The sequence below is a fragment of the Pseudomonas sp. NPDC090755 genome, assembly GCF_044769005.1.
Taxonomy (GTDB): Bacteria; Pseudomonadota; Gammaproteobacteria; order Pseudomonadales; family Pseudomonadaceae; genus Aquipseudomonas.
The window spans coordinates 135,954-157,504 of sequence record NZ_JBIVXC010000002.1; the positions used below are offsets into that span (position 1 = coordinate 135,954).

Below are 21,551 nucleotides of genomic sequence, written 5' to 3' on the forward strand. Positions count from 1 at the left end.
GCGAGTCTCTCCTGCGGCGTTTGTAAAAAATTCTGTGCGGGCTGTTTGCAGCCTGCAAACTGTAGCGTGGCACTGCTTCAGTGCCAGCGGAAGCGATTGGATAAACCCCTTCCGGTTTGACAAAGAGGCTGCGCGCGTGAGCGGGCAGCCTCTTCGGGGCGACAGACGAGTCCGTCTTACTGCTTGGCGGCAGCTACCTGGGCGGCAACTTCTTCAGCGAAGTTGTCAACCGGCTTCTCGATGCCTTCGCCGACTTTGAAGTAGGTGAAGGAAACGATTTCAGCGCCGGCTTTCTTGGCCAGTTCGCCAACCTTGACTTCCGGGTTCATGACGAAAGCTTGCTCGACCAGGCTGGCTTCGGCCAGGAACTTCGAGATACGGCCTTTGACCATGTTCTCGACGATGTTCTCAGGCTTGCCTTTGATCTTCTCTTCGTTCAGTTGCAGGAAGACGCCCTTCTCGCGCTCGATGGCTTCGGCCGACACTTCCGACGGCAGCAGGAACTCTGGGTTCGACGCTGCAACGTGCATGGCGATGTTCTTGGCCAGCTCGACGTCGCCGCCTTTGAGGACAACAACGGCACCGATCTTGTTGCCGTGCAGGTAGGCGCCGACAACGTCGCCTTCTACGCGCACCAGGCGACGGATGTTGACGTTTTCGCCGCACTTGGCAACCAGGGCTTCGCGAGCGGCTTCACGGGAAGCGATCAGCGGAGCGGCATCGGTCAGTTTTTCGGCGAAGGCTTGCTCGATGCTTTCAGCAACGAAGTTTTTGAAGTCGTCTTGCAGGGCCAGGAAGTCGGTCTGCGAGTTCACTTCCAGCAGAACGGCGGATTTACCGTCGGTCTTGACAGCGATAGCGCCTTCAGCGGCAACGTTGCCGGCTTTTTTAGCGGCCTTGATGGCGCCCGAAGCACGCATGTCATCAATGGCTTTCTCGATGTCGCCGCCGGCCTTTTCCAGGGCCTTTTTGCAATCCATCATGCCTTCGCCGGTACGCTCACGCAGTTCTTTGACCAGCGCTGCAGTAATTGCTGCCATTTCAAATTCCTCTTGGATAGGTTTTCAACCATTCCACCCGATACTTGACGGGCGTTCAATTCTGTAAATCCATTGCCAGCATTCAGGCAGTCACTAGCTTGCAACGCAATGCTGACAAGTGGATTTCAAGGTGGCAAAAAGGGGGCCTAGCCCCCTTTTTGCGTGCCAAGTAGACGCCAGGCGTCAATTACTCAGCAGCTGGTGCAGCTTCTTCAGCGTAAACTTCGGTGCCGCCGGCAACGTTGTTGCGACCACGGATGACAGCGTCAGCCATCGAACCCATGTACAGCTCGATTGCGCGAATGGCGTCATCGTTGCCTGGGATGATGTAGTCAACGCCTTCCGGGCTGCTGTTGGTATCGACAACGCCGATGACCGGGATGCCCAGCTTGTTGGCTTCGGTGATAGCGATGCGCTCGTGGTCAACGTCGATCACGAACAGGGCATCAGGCAGGCCGCCCATGTCCTTGATGCCGCCCAGGCTGCGATCCAGTTTTTCCAGATCACGGGAGCGCATCAGGGCTTCTTTCTTGGTCAGCTTGGCGAAAGTGCCGTCTTCGGCCTGGGTTTCCAGGTCGCGCAGACGCTTGATCGAAGCGCGGATGGTCTTGTAGTTGGTCAGCATGCCGCCCAACCAGCGGTGATCGACGTACGGCGAGCCGCAACGTGCTGCTTGCTCAGCGACGATCTTGCCAGCGGAACGCTTGGTGCCGACGAACAGAATCTTGTTTTTGCCCTGGGCCAGACGCTCGACGAAAGTCAGTGCGTCGTTGAACATTGGCAGGGTTTTTTCAAGGTTGATGATGTGGATCTTGTTGCGCGCGCCGAAAATGTACTTGCCCATTTTCGGGTTCCAGTAACGGGTTTGGTGACCGAAGTGCACACCGGCCTTCAGCATATCGCGCATGTTGACTTGGGACATGATAGTTCCTTGATAAGTCGGGTTGGGCCTCCACGTATCCCAATGACCAACCGCGAATCCGAGGATCCAGGGCACCCAGGTCATCGTGTCGACACGTGTGTGGGTTAAGGCTTGCGGGGCTATCCCCGTAAAGCGGCGCATTTTATATCACAGAAGCCGGACAAACGGAACCGGAATCGGCATCGCCCGTCACCGCCTTTTGCACCGACGCCGCAATCGCGCCAGAATGCCCCTATATAAAGGCTGAATCACTGCCATGGCCGCCTGAGCGGGCCTGGCTCTGGTAGAATCCGGCCTTTCCCCAGTTTATTCGCGCACCAAAGCGCCGTAGAGAGCCTGCAATGACCGTAACCATCAAAACCGCCGAAGACATCGAAAAGATGCGCGTCGCCGGCCGCCTGGCCGCCGAAGTCCTGGAGATGATCGAAGAGCACGTCAAGCCTGGCGTCACCACCGAAGCACTCGACCGCCTGTGCCACGACTACATCGTCAACGTCCAGAAGGCGATCCCGGCGCCGCTCAACTACAAGGGCTTCCCCAAGTCGATCTGCACCTCGGTCAACCATGTGGTGTGCCACGGTATCCCGGGCGACAAGCCGCTCAAGGACGGTGACACCCTGAACATCGACGTGACCGTCATCAAGGACGGCTACCACGGCGACACTAGCCGCATGTTCCATGTCGGCACCGTGCCAGTGTGGGCCGAGCGCCTGTCCCAGGTCACCCAGGAATGCATGTACAAGGCCATCGAGCTGGTCAAGCCGGGCTGCCGCCTGGGCGATATCGGCGAGGTGATCCAGAAACACGCTGAAAAGAACGGTTTCTCGGTGGTTCGCGAGTTCTGTGGCCACGGCATCGGCAAGGTCTTCCACGAAGAACCGCAGATCCTGCACTACGGCCGCGCAGGCACCGGCATGGAACTCAAGGAAGGCATGACCTTCACCATCGAGCCGATGATCAACCAGGGCCGCGCCGACACCAAGGTACTGGGCGACGGCTGGACCGCCATCACCAAGGACCGCAAGCTCTCGGCCCAGTGGGAGCACACCCTGGTGGTGACCGCTACCGGCTACGAGATCTTCACCCTGCGTAAAGACGATACCATTCCCCGCACGTCGGCCTGATTCAAACAGGAAGTGACTCGATGCCCCAGGTGGATCCCGAGCTGTTCGACCGCGGCCAGTTCCAGGCGGAACTGGCCCTCAAGGCCAGCCCTATCGCGGCCTTCAAGAAAGCCATCCGCCAGGCCGGCGAGGTGCTCGACAAGCGTTTTCGCGACGGACGCGAGATCCGCCGGCTGATCGAGGACCGCGCCTGGTTCGTCGACAACATCCTGCAACAAGCCTGGAACCAGTTCGACTGGAGCGACGAGGCCGATATCGCCCTGGTGGCGGTGGGCGGCTACGGGCGCGGCGAGCTGCACCCCTACTCCGACATCGACCTGCTGATCCTGCTCGACAGCGCCGATCACGAGGTGTTTCGCGATTCTATCGAGCGTTTCCTGACCCTGCTCTGGGACATCGGCCTGGAAGTGGGCCAGAGCGTGCGCTCGGTGGACGAGTGCGCCGAGCAGGCCCGCGCCGACCTGACGGTGGTCACCAACCTGATGGAAAGCCGCACCATCGCTGGCCCCGAGCACCTGCGCCAGCGCATGCTGGATGTCACCAGCACCGCGCACATGTGGCCCAGCAAGGAGTTCTTCCTGGCCAAGCGCGCCGAGCTCAAGGCCCGGCACCACAAGTACAACGACACCGAATACAACCTCGAACCCAACGTCAAAGGCTCACCGGGTGGCTTGCGCGACATCCAGACCGTGCTGTGGATCGCCCGGCGTCAGTACGGCACCCTGAACCTGCACGCGCTGGCCGGCGAAGGCTTCCTGCTGGAAAGCGAGAACGCCCTGCTGGCCTCCTCCCAGGAGTTCCTCTGGAAGGTCCGCTACGCCCTGCACATGCTGGCCGGTCGCGCCGAAGACCGCCTGCTGTTCGATCACCAGCGCAGCATTGCCGCCCTGCTCGGCTTTGTCGATGACAACCCCAAGCGCGCCATCGAACAGTTCATGCAGCAGTACTACCGGGTGGTGATGAGCATCGCCGAACTGAGCGACCTGATCATCCAGCACTTCGAGGAGGTCATCCTCGACGACGACAGCGGCAACACCCAGCCGCTCAATGCACGCTTCCAGCTGCACGACGGCTATATCGAAGCGGTGCGTCCGAACGTGTTCAAGCGCACCCCGTTCGCCATGCTGGAAATCTTCGTGCTGATGGCCCAGCACCCGGAGATCAAGGGCGTGCGCGCCGATACCATTCGCCTGCTGCGCGAATACCGCCACCTGATCGACGACGATTTTCGCAACGATATCCGCAACACCAGTTTGTTCATCGAGCTGTTCAAGTGCGAAATCGGCATCCACCGCAACCTGCGGCGCATGAACCGCTACGGCATTCTCGGGCGCTACCTGCCGGAGTTCGGCCTGATCGTGGGGCAGATGCAACACGACCTGTTCCACATCTATACGGTCGACGCCCACACCCTCAACCTGATCAAGCACCTGCGCAAGCTTCAGTACACCCCGGTTTCGGAGAAATTCCCGCTGGCCAGCAAGCTCATGGGCCGCCTGCCCAAGCCGGAGCTGATCTACCTGGCCGGGCTGTTCCACGACATCGGCAAGGGCCGCAAGGGCGATCACTCGGAGCTGGGCGCTGTGGATGCCCAGGCGTTCTGCCTGCGCCACCAGCTGCCGGCCTGGGACAGCCGCCTGGTCGTATGGCTGGTGCAGCATCACCTGGTGATGTCGACCACCGCCCAGCGCAAGGACCTCTCCGACCCGCAGGTGATCCACGACTTTGCCCAGCTGGTGGGCGACGAGACCCACCTGGACTACCTCTACGTGCTGACCGTGGCCGACATCAACGCCACCAACCCCAGCCTGTGGAACTCCTGGCGGGCCAGCCTGCTGCGCCAGCTCTACACCGAGACCAAGCGTGCCTTGCGCCGGGGTCTTGAGAACCCGCTGGACCGCGAGGAGCAGATCCGCCAGACCCAGAGCGCAGCCCTGGACATCCTGATCCGCGAAGGTACCGACCCGGACGACGTCGAGCAGCTCTGGGCGCAACTGGGCGACGACTACTTCCTGCGCCACACCGCCGCCGACGTGGCCTGGCACAGCGATGCGATCCTCCAGCAACCAGCCGACGGCGGCCCGCTGGTGCTGATCAAGGAAACCACCCAGCGCGAGTTCGAGGGTGGCACGCAGATCTTCATCTATGCCCCGGACCAGCACGACTTCTTCGCCGTGACCGTGGCGGCCATGGACCAGCTCAACCTGAACATCCATGATGCCCGCATCATCACGTCCAGCAGCCAGTTCACCCTCGACACCTACATCGTGCTCGACAACGACGGCGGCTCGATCGGCGACAACCCGCAGCGGGTCAAGCAGATCCGTGACGGCCTGAGCGATGCCCTGCGCAATCCCGACGACTACCCGACCATCATCAAGCGTCGGGTCCCGCGCCAGCTCAAGCACTTCACCTTTGCCCCGCAGGTGACCATCCACACCGATGCCCAGCGCCAGGTGACCATCCTCGAACTCAGCGCCCCCGACCGCCCAGGCCTGTTGGCGCGGATCGGCAAGATCTTCCTGGAGTTCGACCTGTCGCTGCAAAATGCCAAGATTGCCACCCTGGGCGAGCGGGTCGAAGACGTGTTCTTCATTACCGACGCCGACAACCAGCCATTGTCCGACCCGCAGCTGTGCAGCCGCCTGCAGGATGCCATTGTCGAGCAATTGCGCGTCGACCAGGCCACCGCCGTACCGATTTCCCGCCTGACCATTTAACGTTTGACGAGACCCAGCGCCGATGAACACCGATTTGCTCCAGCTTCAGCCCTACCCGTTCGAGAAACTGCGCGCACTGCTGGGCGGCGTCCAGCCGCCCGCCGACAAACGCGCCATTGCCCTGTCGATCGGTGAGCCCAAGCATGAATCGCCGGCGTTCGTCGCCCAGTCGTTGGCCGACAACCTGCAACAGATGGCCGTGTACCCGACCACCGTCGGCCTGCCGGCCCTGCGCCAGGCCATCACCCGCTGGTGCGAGCGTCGTTTTGGCGTGCCCAGCGGCTGGCTGGATGCCGACAAGCATGTACTGCCGGTCAACGGCACCCGCGAAGCGCTGTTCGCCTTCACCCAGGCCGTGGTCAAGCGCGACGCCAACGGCCTGGTGATCAGCCCCAACCCGTTCTACCAGATCTATGAAGGCGCAGCCCTGCTGGCCGGCGCCACCCCGCACTACCTGCCATGCCTGGACAGCAACGGCTTCAACCCGGACTTCGATGCCGTCTCGGCGCAGACCTGGAAACGCTGCCAGATCCTGTTCATTTGCTCCCCGGGCAATCCCACCGGCGCCCTGGTGCCAATGGACACCCTGAAAAAGCTCATTGCCCTGGCCGACGAGCACGACTTCGTGATCGCCGCCGACGAGTGCTACAGCGAACTGTATTTCGACGAACAAAGCCCACCGCCGGGCCTGCTCAGCGCCTGTGTGGAACTGGGCCGCAGCGACTTCAAGCGCTGCGTGGTGTTCCACAGCCTGTCCAAGCGCTCCAACCTGCCAGGCCTGCGCTCGGGCTTCGTTGCCGGTGACGCCGAGATCATCAAGCCGTTCCTGCTCTACCGTACCTACCATGGTTGCGCCATGCCGGTGCAGTCCCAGCTGGCGAGCATTGCCGCCTGGAACGACGAAGCACACGTACTGGCCAACCGTGACCTGTACCGTGAAAAATTCGATGCCGTGCTGGAGATCCTTGCCCCGGTACTCGATGTTCAGCGTCCGGACGGCGGCTTCTACCTGTGGGCCAAGGTCCCCGGTGATGATGCCGAGTTCTGCCGTAACCTGTTCGCAACCCAGCACGTGACCGTCGTGCCGGGCTCCTACCTGTCCCGTGAAGTGGACGGCGTCAACCCGGGCGCCGGCCGGGTGCGCATGGCGCTGGTTGCGCCACTGGCCGAATGCGTGGAAGCGGCGCAGCGGATTCGCACCTTCCTGCAAGGCTGAATGCACCACGGGACAACCGTCCTTGAACTGCCCCCAAAGGTTGGATGGGTGTCCAACATTTGGGGTGCAGTTCACTTTGTGGGAGCTGGCGTAGCCTGCGATCGACCGCGCAGCGGTCGTCGCCCCGTCAGCACCTGATGTGCCGACTGCACCGACCTCATCGCCGGCTATGCCGGCTCCCACAAGCCCTGCGCCACGCCTGCCCCGCTCCGCGATCAGGAACTACTTTACCGGCCCCAGATTCGCCTCGCTCAGATCCAGTTCACCCAACACCTGGCGCACCACGTCATCCCCGACCTTGTGATGGCGATGCAGCTTGTACAGTTCCAGCCGCTGCGCTCGCAGCGCACGCAGGCGCAAACGCCGCTCCAGCTGGTCCATCTGCTCGGCCAGGGCCTGGGCTTCGGCACTGTCATTGAAGTTGTCCAGTTGATGCCGGTACTCCGCCATCAGGCGCGCCTTGAGTTCCGCCGCCAGGGCTGCCTGTGTCGCGTCCTGGGGCACGCCAGGTTCGGCCAGGTCTTCGGCTTCAAGGGCGTGGATCGCCGCTTCCGCCGTTTGCCGCCAGGCCTCCTTGGCCTCCTGGCGCACGGTGTCGTCCGGGCTCTTGACCACTCCGCGCAGCAGCAACGGCAGGGCAATGCAGGCCGACACCAGTGACAGCAGGATCACCCCGGCAGCAATGAAGATCAGCAGGTCCCGCTCAGGGAAGGCCTTGCCGGCACTGATCAGCAACGGTACCGACATCACACCGGCCAGGGTCACCGCCCCGCGCACACCACCGACTGTCAGCAGCCAGGCCGAACGGGCATTGGGCAGCAGCACCAGGTCTTCCTTGCCGCGCCAACGACGGATCACACCGATCAGCCGCCATACGCTCTGCACCCAGACGAAACGCAACACCAACAGCACCGCGAAGATCGCTACCACATCCAGGCAGCGCCACAGCAGGGTCGGCCACAGCGAGGCTTCGTGACTGGTGACCGCCTTGATGATGTCGGGCAGTTGCAGCCCCAGCAGCAGGAAGATCAGGCCGTTGAAACTGAACTCCAGCAGCGACCAGACACTGCGGTTGAGCAGGCGGGTGCTGGTCTGGCGCGGCAGCAGGTCGAGCCAGCTTTGCATCATGCCGGCCGCCACCGCCGAAAGGATGCCCGAGGCGCCCAGGCGCTCGGCCAGGACATAGGCGGCAAAGGGCAGCAACAGCATGAACACCACGTGGGTGGCCGGGTCATCCCAGCCGCGGGCGATCATCCAGGCCCGCAGGCGACCCACCAGCCAGCTCAGGGCGACACCGATGGCCAGGCCGCCCACCGCCACCAGCACGAACGTCAGGCTGGCCTCGGCCAGGGAAAACACCCCGGTAATGGCTGCCACCAGGGCGAACTTGAAGGTCACCAGGCCCGAGGCATCGTTCATCAGCGCCTCGCCCTGGAGCATATGCATCAAGGGTGTCGGCAAACGGTCCTGGGTAATGGCCGAAACGGCCACGGCGTCGGTGGGCGACAGCACCGCGGCCAGGGCGAAGGCCACCGGCAGCGGAATGCTCGGCAGGATCCAGTGAATGAAATAACCGGCGCCTACCACGGTGAACAGCACCAGGCCCACGGCCAGGGTCAGGATCGGCCCGCGCAGGCGCCAGAGGTCACGCTTGGGCATGCGCCAGCCGTCGGCGAACAGCAACGGCGGCAGGAACAGAAAGAGAAACAATTCCGGGTCCAGGGCCACGTGCAGCCCCAGGGTCGGCCAGGCGAGCAGGGCCCCGGCGCCGATCTGCACCAGCGGCAACGGCAGCGGGATGACTCGACCGACAAGTTTGGAGACACTCACCAGCATCAGCAGGATGAGAACGGTGTAGGCTGATTGCATTCGGCGTGTTCCTGTTCAATTCAAGCGCAGTCAATGGCATGACGATCGCCCGGGCCAGGCGTTGCCATTGAAACGACATAGTAGCCGCTCAAGCTGCGGGCGCACCGCTGCACAAAAGTCGCAGAGGCCGCCGAAACATGTAACACAATGCTACAAAGAGCCTGACCAAGGCCAACCCAACCCGGCTGACCGTGGCATAATCCTTCACCATTTTTTCCCAGGAGGGGCAAGACATGACCAAACGCGACACGCCATTGCGCCTTTATGGAATCAAGGCCTGCGACACCATGAAGAAAGCCCGTACCTGGCTGGAAGACCAAGGCCTGGGCTACGACTTTCACGACTACAAGACCCAAGGCATCGACCGTGCCAGCCTGAACCGCTGGTGCGACGAGCACGGCTGGGAAACAGTCCTCAACCGTGCCGGCACTACCTTCCGCAAGCTCGAAGACGCCCAGAAGGCCGATCTCGACCAGGCCAGGGCCATCGAACTGATGCTGGCCCAGCCGTCGATGATCAAGCGCCCGGTGCTCGACCTCGGCGAGCGGACGTTGGTCGGCTTCAAGCCCGACCTGTACGCAGCCGCCTTTCAATAACGCGGCGCCACGCTTTCATTCAAATTCGCAAGAGGTAACTGCATGTCCACTACCCTGTTCAGCCTGGCCTTCGGTGTCGGCACCCAGAACCGTCAAGGCGCCTGGCTGGAAGTCTTCTATGCGCAACCCTTGATCAACCCGAGCGCCGAGCTGGTCGCCGCGGTGACCCCGGTGCTGGGTTACGAAGGTGGCAACCAGGCCATCGCCTTCACCAACGCCCAGGCCGCGCAACTGGCCGAAGCCGTCAAGGGCATCGACGCCGCCCAGGCCGCCCTGCTGACCCGCCTGGCCGAAAGCAGCAAGCCGCTGGTCGCCACCCTGCTGGCCGAAGACGCAGCCCTGAGCTCGACGCCAGAAGCCTACCTCAAGCTGCACCTGCTCTCGCACCGTCTGGTCAAGCCTCACGGCCTGAGCCTGGCCGGCATCTTCCCGCTGCTGCCGAACGTGGCCTGGACCAGCCAGGGTGCGGTCGACCTGGCCGAGCTTGCCGAGCAGCAACTGGAAGCGCGCCTGAAGGGCGAGCTGCTGGAAGTGTTCTCGGTCGACAAGTTCCCGAAAATGACCGACTACGTCGTGCCAGCTGGCGTGCGTATCGCCGACAGTGCCCGTGTACGCCTGGGCGCCTACATCGGTGAAGGCACCACCATCATGCACGAAGGCTTCGTCAACTTTAACGCCGGTACCGAAGGCCCGGGCATGATCGAAGGCCGCGTATCGGCCGGCGTATTCGTCGGCAAGGGCTCGGACCTGGGCGGCGGCTGCTCGACCATGGGCACCCTGTCCGGTGGCGGCAACATCGTCATCAAGGTGGGCGAAGGCTGCCTGATCGGCGCCAACGCCGGTATCGGCATTCCGCTGGGCGACCGCAACACCGTCGAAGCCGGCCTGTACATCACTGCGGGCACCAAGGTGAACCTGCTGGACGAGAACAACCAGCTGGTCAAAGTGGTCAAGGCCCGCGACCTGGCCGGCCAGACCGACCTGCTGTTCCGTCGCAACTCGCTGAATGGCGCCGTGGAGTGCAAGACCCACAAGTCGGCCATCGAGCTGAACGAAGCGCTGCACGCCCACAACTAAGTGGTACCATCGGGTCTGGCCAACGCCAGGCCCGATACCCAGGTCCGATCATCATGTTCCAGCCCTCCCCGTGGCGCGCTGACTTCCCAGCTATCGCCGCCCTGCAACGCCAGCACCAGACCTACCTGGACAGCGCTGCCACCACGCAAAAACCGCAAGTCCTGCTCGATACCCTGAGCCACTATTACAGCCATGGTGCCGCCAATGTGCACCGTGCCCAGCACCTCCCCGGCGCTCTGGCCACCCAGGCCTTCGAACGCAGCCGCGAGAAGGTCGCCGCCTGGCTCAACGCCAGTGACACCCAGCAGATCGTCTTCACCCATGGCGCGACCTCGGCCCTGAACCTGCTGGCCTATGGCCTTGAGGGGCTGTTCGAAGCCGGAGACGAGATCGCCGTCAGCGCCCTGGAGCACCACGCCAACCTGCTGCCCTGGCAGCAACTGGCCCGGCGTCGCGGGCTCAAGCTGGTAGTACTGCCGCTCGATAGCCGCGGCCTGATCGATCTTGAGCTCGCCCTGCAGCTGATCGGCCCCCGCACCCGCCTGCTGGCTGTGAGCCAGTTGTCCAACGTGCTCGGTGCCTGGCAGCCCCTGGCGCCGCTGCTGGCCCACGCCCATGCCCAGGGCTGCCTGACCGTGGTCGATGGCGCCCAGGGCGTGGTCCATGACCGCCAGGACATGCAGCAACTGGGCTGCGACTTCTATGTGTTCTCCAGCCACAAGCTCTATGGCCCCGATGGCGTCGGCGTGCTCTATGGCCGCACTCAAGCCCTGGCACGCCTGCATCACTGGCAGTTCGGTGGCGAGATGGTCCAGGTGGCCGATTACCATGACGCCAGCTTTCGATCCGCCCCCCTGGGTTTCGAGGCCGGTACCCCACCCATCGCCGGCGTGATTGGCCTGGGCGCCAGCCTCGATTACCTGGCCGGGCTCGATGCACAGGCTGTTGCCGAGCACGAAGCCGGCCTGCACCGCTACCTGCTGCGGGGCTTAAGCGATCGCGAAGGCATCCGCCTGCTCGGACAACCGAACCTGGCGCTAGCCAGTTTCGTGGTCGAGGGCGTGCACAACGCCGACCTCGCCCACCTGCTCACCGAACAGGGCATTGCCGTGCGTGCTGGCCATCACTGCGCCATGCCGCTGCTCAAGGGCCTCGGCCTGGACGGTGCGATCCGGGTGTCCCTGGGATTGTACAACGATTCCGATGACCTGCAGCGCTTCTTCGAGGCGCTGGATCAAGCCCTGGAGTTGCTGCGATGAGCCTGAGCGCCAGCGCCCGGGATGCGCTTTCCAGCTTCGAACAGGCCGCCGGGTGGGAGCAGCGCGCCCGTTTGCTGATGCAATGGGGCGAACGCCTTGAGCCTCTGGGCGATGGGCAAAAGTCCGAAGCCAACCGGGTGCATGGCTGCGAAAGCCAGGTCTGGCTGGTGGCCGAGCAGCACGATGGCCAGTGGCGCTTCAAGGGCGCCAGTGACGCGCGCATCATTCGTGGCCTGCTGGCCTTGCTGCTGATTCGGGTTGAAGGCCTGTCCAGCGCGGAACTTGCGCAACTGGACCTGCCCGGCTGGTTCAATCAGCTGGGCCTGGGTCGCCAGCTTTCTCCCTCGCGCAGCAACGGCCTGAACGCCGTGCTGCAACGCATGGCTCAGCTCGCCGCCGGCGCCTGAGCCTTGCGCTCGGATGGCCGGCGCACACCGGCCACGAGTTTTTCCACCGCCTTGCTGGCAGCGACCATGCCGAATGTCGCCGTCACCATCATCACCGCGCCAAAGCCGCCCGAGCAGTCGAGCTTGACGCCCTCGCCGACAAAACTCTTCTGCAGGCAGACACTGCCATCGCCCTTGGGGTAACGCAGTTGCTCGGTGGAGAACACGCAGGGCACGCTGTAGTTACGCGAGACATTGCGGGAAAAGTTGTAGTCCCGCCGCAAGGTCGATCGCACCCGCGAGGCCAGCGGGTCGTTGAAGGTCTTGTTCAGGTCGGCCACCTGGACCTGGGTCGGGTCGATCTGCCCGCCGGCGCCGCCGGTGGTGACGATGGTGATCTTGCGTCGCCTGCACCAGCCGATCAGGGCGGCCTTGGCCATGACGCTGTCGATGCAGTCGATCACGCAGTCGATGTCCTCGCCGATGTACTCGGGCAAGGTCTCCTTGGTCACGAAATCGACCACCGCATGCACCTTGCAGGCCGGGTTGATCGCCCGCAGGCGCTCGGCCATGACCTCGGCCTTGGCGCGACCGACATTACCGTCCATCGCATGCAACTGGCGGTTGGTATTGCTGACGCAGACGTCATCCAGGTCGAACAGGGAGATTTCCCCCACGCCGCTACGGGCCATGGCCTCGGCCGCCCAGGAGCCCACGCCACCAATGCCGACGATGGCCACGTGAGCCTCGCGCAGGCGCTGCAAGCCGCTGTCACCGTACAACCGGGCAACACCGGCAAAGCGTGGATCATCTGTACTCATGGCCATACCCAGAAAAAACCGGCGCGTATTATAGGCTTCTTGCCGCTCGATGGCATCCCGCTTCGGACCGCCTACCTGCGTAGGAATTAGTAAAAGCAGGTGTAATCCTGTTTTAATGGTCCTGGCAATCCCTAGTCCTGGACGACAACTGCACGGGCTTCAGAACTTCATCACGTGAAGTCAATCTAACCTGTTGCGCCGCCCTTTTCCTACACAGGATAGGCGGTCAAAGCGCAGGATCCGCGCCCTGTGGCGCTTGCCCGTTCCACCCTTCGGAACCCGAACTATCTATGTCATCGCGTAAATTTGGTATCAACCTGGTGATAGTCATGGCCATTGCCGCGCTATTCACCGGGTTCTGGGCGCTGATCAACCGCCCGGTTTCCGCCCCCGACTGGCCGGAGCAGATTTCCGGCTTTTCCTACTCGCCGTTCCGCCTCGGAGAAAGCCCGCAAAAGGGTCAGTACCCCAGTGAGGACGAACTGCGCCAGGACCTCGAGCAACTGAGCAAGCTCACCGACAGCATCCGTATCTATACGGTCGAAGGCACCCAGGCCGAGATTCCGCGCCTGGCCGAGGAATTCGGCCTGCGGGTGACCCTCGGGGTGTGGATCAGCCCGGACCTGGAGCGTAACGAGCGGGAGATCCAGAAAGCCATCGAACTGGCCAACAGTTCGCGCAGTGTCGTGCGGGTCATGGTCGGCAACGAAGCCCTGTTCCGCGAAGAGATTACCCCCCAAGCCCTGATCCAGTACCTGGACCGGGTGCGTGCCGCGGTCAAGGTGCCGGTGACCACCAGCGAGCAGTGGCACATCTGGAAGGAACACCCTGAGCTTGCCAAGCACGTCGACCTGGTGGCAGCGCACATCCTGCCGTATTGGGAATTCATTCCAATGAAGGACGCCGGCCAGTTCGTGCTGGACCGCGCCCGCGACCTCAAGCAACTGTTCCCGCGCAAACCGCTGCTGCTGTCCGAGGTCGGCTGGCCGAGCAACGGCCGCATGCGCGGCGGTGCCGATGCCACCCCGGCGGACCAGGCCATCTACCTGCGTACCCTGGTCAACAAGCTCAACCGCCAGGGCTACAACTACTTCGTCATCGAAGCCTACGACCAGCCGTGGAAAGCCAGCGACGAAGGCTCGGTGGGCGCCTACTGGGGCGTGTTCAACGCGGCCCGCCAGCAAAAGTTTAACTTCGAAGGGCCGGTGGTGGCCATTCCGCAATGGCGCGTGCTGGCCGTAGGTTCGGTGGTGCTTGCCATGCTCTCGCTGACCCTGCTGCTGATCGACGGCTCGGCACTGCGCCAACGCGGTCGTACCTTCCTGACCTTCATCGCCTTCCTGTGCGGTTCGGTGCTGGTGTGGATCGGCTACGACTACAGCCAGCAATACAGCACCTGGTTCAGCCTCACGGTGGGCTTGCTGCTGGCCCTGGGCGCCCTCGGGGTGTTCATTGTGCTGCTCACCGAAGCCCATGAGCTGGCCGAAGCGGTGTGGATTCACAAGCGCCGGCGCGAGTTCCTGCCGGTGCAGGCCGACAGTGCCTACCGACCGAAGGTGTCGGTGCATGTGCCGTGCTACAACGAGCCGCCGGAGATGGTCAAACAGACCCTCAATGCCCTGGCTGCCCTGGATTATCCGGACTACGAAGTCCTGATCATCGACAACAACACCAAGGACCCGGCCGTCTGGGAACCGATCAAGGCCCACTGCGAAATGCTCGGCGAGCGCTTCAAGTTCTTCCACGTCTCGCCCCTGGCCGGCTTCAAGGGCGGCGCACTGAACTACCTGATCCCGCACACGGCCAAGGACGCCGAAGTGATCGCGGTGATCGACTCGGACTACTGCGTGGACCGCAACTGGCTCAAGCACATGGTGCCGCACTTCGCCGACCCGAAGATCGCCGTGGTGCAATCGCCCCAGGACTACCGCGACCAGCACGAAAGCACCTTCAAGAAGCTGTGCTACAGCGAGTACAAGGGCTTCTTCCATATCGGCATGGTCACCCGCAATGACCGCGACGCGATCATCCAGCACGGCACCATGACCATGACCCGCCGCTCGGTGCTCGAGGAACTGGGCTGGGCCGACTGGTGCATCTGTGAAGACGCCGAACTGGGCCTGCGGGTGTTCGAGAAGGGCTATTCGGCCGCCTACTCCCACGAAAGCTATGGCAAGGGCCTGATGCCCGACACCTTCATCGACTTCAAGAAGCAGCGCTTCCGCTGGGCCTACGGCGCCATCCAGATCATCAAGCGCCATGCCGCGAGCCTCTTGCGCGGCAAGGATTCGGAACTGACCCGGGGCCAGCGCTACCACTTCCTGGCCGGCTGGTTGCCGTGGATCGCCGACGGCATGAACATCTTCTTCACCGTCGGCGCCCTGCTCTGGTCGGCGGCGATGATCATCGTGCCGCAACGGGTCGACCCGCCCCTGTTGATCTTCGCCATCCCACCGCTGGCACTGTTCGTGTTCAAGGTCGGCAAGATCGTGTTCCTCTACCGCCGCGCGGTCGGGGTCAACCTCAAGGACGCGTTCGCCGCGGCCCTGGCGGGCCTGGCGCTGTCGCACACCATCGCCAAGGCGGTGCTGTACGGGTTCTTCACCAGCAGCATCCCGTTCTTCCGCACGCCGAAGAATGCCGACAGCCATGGTTTGCTGGTGGCGCTTTCCGAAGCCCGGGAAGAGCTGTTCATCATGTTGCTGCTGTGGGGCGCCGCGGCCGGGATCTATCTGGTCCAGGGGCTGCCGAGCAATGACATGCGCTTCTGGGTGACCATGCTGCTGGTGCAGTCGCTGCCGTACCTGGCGGCGCTGATCATGGCGATGCTGTCGTCGCTGCCCAAGCCGGTTGACGCCGCCCAGCCTGCCCAGGCGTCCTGACGCACCACAGAAACCACTGTAGGAGCGGGCTTGCCCCGCGATTGCGTACTGGCAGTCTCAGCGCATCGCGGGGCAAGCCCGCTCCTACAGGATTGGAACGCTGCCAACCTGTGGGAGCCGGCGCTGACAAACGACACAGATCCGAAGTCCGGACGCCGGTCTTTTGCTATAAGATAACCCCCCTCGAATTCGTGCCCTGCCTTGCCCCGGAGTACCTCCAATGACGGCCCCTGCCGACCTCTCGCCTACCCTTGAACTGGCCTGCGACCTGATTCGTCGCCCCTCGGTGACCCCGGTGGACGCCGATTGCCAGAAACAGATGATGCAGCGCCTGGGCGATGCCGGCTTCATGCTCGAGCCGATGCGTATCGAAGACGTCGACAATTTCTGGGCCACCCACGGTACCCAGGACGGTCCGGTGCTGTGCTTCGCCGGCCACACCGACGTAGTGCCCACAGGTCCGGTGCAGGCCTGGCAGAACGACCCGTTCGAAGCCCTGATCGATGCCGACGGCATGCTCTGCGGTCGTGGCGCCGCCGACATGAAAGGCAGCCTGGCGGCCATGGTGGTGGCCTGCGAGCGCTTCGTCGCCGACTATCCGAACCATCGCGGCAAGGTCGCGTTCCTGATCACCAGCGACGAAGAGGGCCCGGCCCACCACGGCACCAAGGCGGTCGTCGAACGCCTGGCCGCGCGCAAGGAACGCCTGGACTGGTGCATCGTCGGTGAGCCATCGAGCACCAGCCTGGTCGGCGACGTGGTCAAGAACGGCCGTCGTGGCTCGCTCGGCGCCAAACTCACCGTGCGCGGCGTACAAGGCCACGTGGCCTACCCGCACCTGGCGAAGAACCCGATCCACCTGGCCGCACCGGCCCTGGCGGAGCTGGCGGCCGAACACTGGGATGAAGGCAACACGTTTTTCCCACCGACCAGCTTCCAGATTTCCAACGTCAACTCCGGTACCGGTGCCACCAACGTGGTACCGGGCGAGCTGACCGCGCTGTTCAACTTCCGCTTCTCCACCGAATCGACCGTCGAAGGCCTGCAACAGCGCGTTGCCGCCATCCTCGACAAGCACCAGCTGGACTGGCATGTGGACTGGGCACTGTCGGGCCTGCCATTTTTGACCGAACCGGGTGACCTGCTCGACGCAGTAGCGGCCAGCATCAAGGCCGTCACCGGCCGCGAGACTTCTCCGTCGACCAGCGGCGGCACCTCCGATGGCCGCTTCATCGCCACCCTCGGCACCCAGGTGGTCGAGCTGGGCCCGGTCAACGCCACCATCCACCAGGTCAACGAGCGGATCCTGGCCAGCGATCTCGATGTCCTGACCGAGATCTACTACCAGACCCTGACCCGGTTGCTTGCCTGATGCTCACCTGCCCCATTTGCAGCGCCGCGCTGAGCGCGGTCGACAACGGCGTGGCCTGCCCCGCCGGCCATCGTTTCGACCGGGCTCGCCAGGGCTATCTGAACCTGTTGCCGGTGCAGCACAAGAACAGCCGTGACCCGGGCGACAACCAGGCCATGGTCGAAGCCCGCCGCGACTTCCTCAATGCCGGTCATTACGCCCCGGTGGCACGACGCCTGGCGGAGCTTGCGGCCGAGCGCGCTCCGGCGCGCTGGCTGGACATCGGCTGTGGCGAGGGCTACTACACGGCACAGATCGCCCAGGCACTGCCCCAGGCCGACGGCTACGCCCTGGACATCTCCCGCGAAGCGGTCAAACGTGCCTGCAAGCGTGATCCTGCGGTCACCTGGCTGGTGGCGAGCATGGCCCGGGTACCCCTGGCCGATGCCAGCTGCCAGTTCCTGGCCAGCGTGTTCAGCCCCCTCGACTGGCAGGAGGCCCTGCGCCTGCTGGCGCCCGGTGGCGGCCTGATGCGCGTCGGCCCGACCCGCGAACACCTGATCGAACTGCGCCAGAAGCTCTACGATGAAGTGCGCGACTACGCTGACGACAAGCACCTGGCCCTGGTGCCCGCCGGCATGCAGCATGCCCACAGCGAAACCCTGAAGTTCCGCCTGAGCCTTGTCGACGGCAAGTCCCGCGCCGACCTGCTGGCCATGACCCCCCATGGCTGGCGCGCCAGCGCAGAAAAACGAGCCCGCGTCATCGAGCAGGCCGAGCCTTTCGAGGTCACGGTATCGATGCGTTACGATTATTTCGTGCGCCAAGACTGAGCACACCCGGAGCCCCCCATGCGCCAACCCGATATCGAGATTTACCTCAAAGACGCCGACGTCGACCACAAGCAGATTGCCCGATGGCTTGGCGAAGCCCTGGGTCCTTGCAGCGAATGGACGCAGAAAGGCCAGACCTTCAAGTGCAAGGCCGGTAACATTCCGGTTACCTGGTTACCGAAGGCTGTAGGCAAATGGAACAGTCTTTACCTGGAAAGCGACCAGACGCCCTGGGCGGATGACATCGCTTGCGCCCGCGCCGCGTTCGCCGCGCTGAACGTCGAGGTACGTTGCGCACCCGGCAGCTGGGTCGAGGAAGAAGGTGAAGAGGATGCCGATCGCTGGATCCGCATCAGTGCCGACGGTGAAGAGGAAATCACCTGGCGGACAAGCTAGCCGCCCCCGGTCAGGCTGCAAGCTACAAGTTACAAACCTGGCACGGCCGGCTTGCAGCTTGTAGCTTCAAACTTGCGATCTAAAGCGCTTACAGCCCGATTACGTCTTCTGCCTGCAGGCCCTTCTGGCCCTGCGTCAGGCTGTATTCGACCTGCTGACCTTCGATCAGGGTGCGATGCCCCTCACCACGAATGGCACGGTAGTGAACGAACACGTCCGCGCCACCTTCACGCTGAATGAAGCCATAACCTTTGGCGTCATTGAACCACTTTACACTTCCAGTCTCACGAGACGACATCTGAACTACTCCGGATTTTTATTTTGGAATCGCCTTGCATGCAGAGAGGTCACCACCCTCTGCCGACGCAGCTTGCAAAAATCTCCTGCAAGCTGCGGACCGAGTATATGCCACACTTAAATTATTTTTCATGACCGGAGCGCTTTTTGCTGAACTTGCGCAGATACGGCACACTAACCGACTGAGCATTTACTCGAAAACTCCCTCCAGAGCACACACCGTATGACCCGTTCCCCCCTGCGCCGCCTGATCTTTGGCGCCCTGCGTCGCCTGTTGTACCTGTGGGTTCGCTCCGAGACCATCAACCAGTCATCCTTCACCCTGAACCTGGATCGCAGCCGTCCGGTGTTCTACGCCCTGCAATCGCCCTCGCTGACTGACCTGGCGGTGCTCGACCGCGAGTGCACCAAAGCCGGGCTGCCGCGCCCGATCCTGCCCGTGGCCGTCGGCACCCTGCAGGAACCGGCCGCCTTCTTCTACCTGACGCCGGACCCGGACTGGTTGGGCCGCCAGGACAAACGCGGCGCGCCGCCTACCCTCTCGCGCCTGGTCAATGCCATCAGCCAGCATGCCGAGGAAGACGCACAGATCATCCCGGTCAGTGTGTTCTGGGGCCAGTCGCCGGCCAGCGAGTCCAGCCCGTGGAAATTGCTGTTCGCCGACAGCTGGGCGGTCACCGGCCGCTTGCGCCGCTTGCTCACCGTGCTGATCCTGGGGCGCAAGACCCGCGTGCAGTTCTCCGCACCCATTCACCTGCGCGAGCTGGTCCAGCACAACAAGGGCCACGAGCGCACCGTGCGCATGGCCCAGCGCCTGCTGCGGGTACACTTTCGCAACCTCAAGACCGCGGTCATCGGCCCGGACATCTCGCACCGGCGCAACCTGGTCAAGGGCCTGGTCCATGACCCGCTGGTGCGCCAGGCGATCGCCGATGAAGCTGATCGTGAAAATATCCCGCTGGCAAAAGCCGAGGCCCAGGCCCTGCGCTATGGCAACGAGATCGCCTCGGACTACACCTACACCGCCATCCGTTTCATGGAAGTGGTACTGAGCTGGTTCTGGAACAAGATCTACGACGGCATCAAGGTCAACCACATCGAGCAGGTGCAGGGTATCGCCCCGGGCCATGAAGTCATCTACGTGCCCTGCCACCGCAGTCACATGGACTACCTGCTACTGTCCTACCTGTTGTTCCGCAACGGCCTGACCCCGCCGCACATCGCCGCCGGGATCAACCTCAACATGCCGGTGATCGGCGGCCTGCTGCGCCGTGGCGGCGCCTTCTTCATGCGTCGCACCTTCAAGGGCAATCCGCTGTACACCGCGGTGTTCAACGAATACCTGCATACCCTGTTCACCAAGGGCTTTCCGGTGGAGTACTTCGTCGAGGGCGGCCGTTCGCGCACCGGGCGCATGCTGCAGCCGAAAACCGGCATGCTGGCCATCACCCTGCGCAGCTACCTGCGCTCCTCACGAACGCCGATCGTCTTCGTTCCTGTGTATATCGGCTACGAACGCGTGCTCGAAGGCCGCACGTACCTGGGCGAACTGCGCGGCGCCAGCAAGAAAAAAGAGTCGATCTTCGACATCTTCAAGGTGCTGGGCGCCCTCAAGCAGCGCTTCGGCCAGGTGGCGGTGAACTTCGGTGAACCGATTCGCCTGGGCGCCTTCCTCGACCAGCAGCAACCCGGCTGGCGCGAACAGGCCCACGCCCCCCAATTCCGCCCGGCCTGGCTCAACGAGACCACCTCGCGCCTGGGTGAAAAAGTCGCCCGCCACATGAACGAAGCGGCGGCGATCAACCCGGTCAACCTGGTGGCCCTGGCCCTGCTTTCCACCAGCCGCCTGGCCCTGGACGAACGCGCCCTGGCGCGGGTGCTGGACCTGTACCTGGCCCTGTTGCGCCAAGTGCCCTACTCGCCGCACACCACGTTGCCAGACGGCGATGGCCTGGCGCTGATCAACTACGTCAGGGGCATGGACCTGCTGGCTGAACAGAAAGACGCCCTGGGCAGGATCCTGTACCTGGACGAACAGAATGCGGTACTGATGACCTACTACCGCAACAACGTCCTGCACATCTTCGCCCTGCCGGCGCTGCTGGCGAGCTTCTTCCTCAGCAGCTCGCGGATGAGCCGCGAGATGATCCTGCAGTACACCCGGGCGCTGTACCCCTACCTGCAGTCGGAGCTGTTCATTCGCTGGGAGCTCGACACCCTGGACGAAGTCATCGACCAGTGGTTGCAAGCCTTCATCGACCAGGGCCTGCTGCGCTTCGAGAACGGCGTGTACCTGCGTCCGGCGCCCAGCTCACGGCAATTCGTGCTGCTGACCCTGCTGGCCCGGGCGATCACCCAGACCCTGCAACGCTTCTACATGGCCACCGCCCTGCTGCTCAACAGCGGCCAGCACGCCCTCAGCGCCGAAGAACTGGAAGACCTCTGCGTGGTCATGGCCCAGCGCCTGTCGATCCTGCACGGGCTCAATGCCCCGGAGTTCTTCGACAAGACCCTGTTCCGCCATTTCATCCAGACCCAGATCGAGCAGGGCGTGCTGCGTCCCGACAGCAACGGCAAGCTGGGTTATCACGAAAAACTCAGCGAACTGGCCGAAGGCGCGGCCAAGCGGGTGCTGTCGGCGGAGCTACGCCTGTCTATCCGCCAGGTGGCCCTGCATCGCGAGGACGTGCACGAGGCGACCACGGTGTAACGCTTCTTCCTGCACGGTGAACTCCAAGGGGGCCAGGATGCTTGTGCATTTG

At 63.3% G+C, this 21,551-nt stretch carries 17 protein-coding genes; 12 read left to right on the forward strand and 5 right to left on the reverse strand.

Annotation, left to right across the window (positions count from 1 at the left end; genetic code table 11):
* Positions 1–176: 176 nt before the first annotated feature.
* Positions 177–1,040, reverse strand: a complete 864-nt coding sequence (gene tsf / locus ACIQUS_RS04500) for a translation elongation factor Ts (RefSeq protein ID WP_403043410.1) — start codon at positions 1,038–1,040, stop codon at positions 177–179.
* A gap of 187 nt (positions 1,041–1,227) precedes the next feature.
* Positions 1,228–1,962 (reverse strand): 30S ribosomal protein S2, encoded by a 735-nt coding sequence (gene rpsB, locus ACIQUS_RS04505; RefSeq protein ID WP_403043413.1) that lies wholly within the window; start codon positions 1,960–1,962, stop codon positions 1,228–1,230.
* 341 nt (positions 1,963–2,303) lie between these two features.
* On the opposite strand from rpsB, the gene map reads away from it, so the two are divergent.
* The 3 genes from map to dapC are packed head-to-tail and all read left to right on the forward strand — an operon-like array spanning position 2,304 to position 7,022.
* A complete protein-coding gene (gene map, locus ACIQUS_RS04510) occupies positions 2,304–3,086 on the forward strand; it encodes a type I methionyl aminopeptidase (protein ID WP_403043415.1) in 783 nt (260 codons plus the stop codon).
* Between the two features lie 20 nt (positions 3,087–3,106).
* Positions 3,107–5,806 carry a [protein-PII] uridylyltransferase gene (locus ACIQUS_RS04515; RefSeq protein ID WP_403043418.1) on the forward strand — a complete coding sequence of 900 codons (2,700 nt, stop codon included), beginning with the start codon at positions 3,107–3,109 and terminating at the stop codon, positions 5,804–5,806.
* Between the two features lie 22 nt (positions 5,807–5,828).
* Complete coding sequence (gene dapC, locus ACIQUS_RS04520) at positions 5,829–7,022, forward strand: succinyldiaminopimelate transaminase (RefSeq protein WP_403043420.1); 1,194 nt, start codon at positions 5,829–5,831, stop codon at positions 7,020–7,022.
* A gap of 222 nt (positions 7,023–7,244) precedes the next feature.
* On the opposite strand, the gene ACIQUS_RS04525 is transcribed toward dapC, so the two are convergent.
* Complete coding sequence (locus ACIQUS_RS04525) at positions 7,245–8,891, reverse strand: Na+/H+ antiporter (protein ID WP_403043423.1); 1,647 nt, start codon at positions 8,889–8,891, stop codon at positions 7,245–7,247.
* 233 nt (positions 8,892–9,124) lie between these two features.
* On the opposite strand from ACIQUS_RS04525, the gene ACIQUS_RS04530 reads away from it, so the two are divergent.
* From ACIQUS_RS04530 to ACIQUS_RS04545, 4 genes are read left to right on the forward strand one after another with little or no spacing between them, the layout of a single operon-like run.
* Entirely contained in the window at positions 9,125–9,487 is a 363-nt protein-coding gene (locus ACIQUS_RS04530; RefSeq protein WP_403043426.1) for an ArsC family reductase, read from the forward strand.
* A 42-nt stretch (positions 9,488–9,529) separates the two neighbouring features.
* Positions 9,530–10,564, forward strand: coding sequence for a 2,3,4,5-tetrahydropyridine-2,6-dicarboxylate N-succinyltransferase (gene dapD / locus ACIQUS_RS04535; RefSeq protein WP_403043429.1), 1,035 nt, complete (start codon positions 9,530–9,532; stop codon positions 10,562–10,564).
* A gap of 53 nt (positions 10,565–10,617) precedes the next feature.
* Positions 10,618–11,823, forward strand: coding sequence for an aminotransferase class V-fold PLP-dependent enzyme (locus ACIQUS_RS04540; protein ID WP_403043432.1), 1,206 nt, complete (start codon positions 10,618–10,620; stop codon positions 11,821–11,823).
* On the forward strand, positions 11,820–12,230 hold the full coding sequence (locus ACIQUS_RS04545) for a SufE family protein (RefSeq protein WP_403043434.1): 411 nt from the start codon (positions 11,820–11,822) through the stop codon (positions 12,228–12,230). Before ACIQUS_RS04540 ends, ACIQUS_RS04545 begins: the two co-directional genes overlap by 4 nt.
* Here ACIQUS_RS04545 and tcdA read toward each other — a convergent pair.
* Positions 12,209–13,030, reverse strand: coding sequence for a tRNA cyclic N6-threonylcarbamoyladenosine(37) synthase TcdA (gene tcdA, locus ACIQUS_RS04550; RefSeq protein ID WP_403043437.1), 822 nt, complete (start codon positions 13,028–13,030; stop codon positions 12,209–12,211). The genes ACIQUS_RS04545 and tcdA overlap by 22 nt on opposite strands.
* 290 nt (positions 13,031–13,320) lie before the next feature.
* Between tcdA and ACIQUS_RS04555 the strand changes: the two genes are divergently transcribed.
* From ACIQUS_RS04555 to ACIQUS_RS04570, 4 genes are all read left to right on the forward strand, one after another.
* Complete coding sequence (locus tag ACIQUS_RS04555; RefSeq protein WP_403043440.1) at positions 13,321–15,912, forward strand: glycosyltransferase; 2,592 nt, start codon at positions 13,321–13,323, stop codon at positions 15,910–15,912.
* A gap of 220 nt (positions 15,913–16,132) precedes the next feature.
* Positions 16,133–17,284: a succinyl-diaminopimelate desuccinylase gene (dapE, locus tag ACIQUS_RS04560; protein ID WP_403043442.1), complete on the forward strand. Its 1,152-nt coding sequence runs from the start codon at positions 16,133–16,135 to the stop codon at positions 17,282–17,284.
* A complete protein-coding gene (locus tag ACIQUS_RS04565; RefSeq protein WP_403043444.1) occupies positions 17,284–18,096 on the forward strand; it encodes a putative RNA methyltransferase in 813 nt (270 codons plus the stop codon). The genes dapE and ACIQUS_RS04565 overlap by 1 nt, the downstream gene beginning before the upstream one ends.
* A gap of 18 nt (positions 18,097–18,114) precedes the next feature.
* Entirely contained in the window at positions 18,115–18,492 is a 378-nt protein-coding gene (locus tag ACIQUS_RS04570) for a hypothetical protein (RefSeq protein WP_403043447.1), read from the forward strand.
* Between the two features lie 88 nt (positions 18,493–18,580).
* Here ACIQUS_RS04570 and ACIQUS_RS04575 read toward each other — a convergent pair whose 3' ends face one another.
* Positions 18,581–18,790, reverse strand: coding sequence for a cold-shock protein (locus tag ACIQUS_RS04575; protein WP_028942973.1), 210 nt, complete (start codon positions 18,788–18,790; stop codon positions 18,581–18,583).
* 222 nt (positions 18,791–19,012) lie between these two features.
* Between ACIQUS_RS04575 and plsB the strand changes: the two genes are divergently transcribed.
* Complete coding sequence (gene plsB / locus ACIQUS_RS04580) at positions 19,013–21,499, forward strand: glycerol-3-phosphate 1-O-acyltransferase PlsB (protein WP_403043450.1); 2,487 nt, start codon at positions 19,013–19,015, stop codon at positions 21,497–21,499.
* The last annotated feature ends 52 nt before the right edge of the window (positions 21,500–21,551 follow it).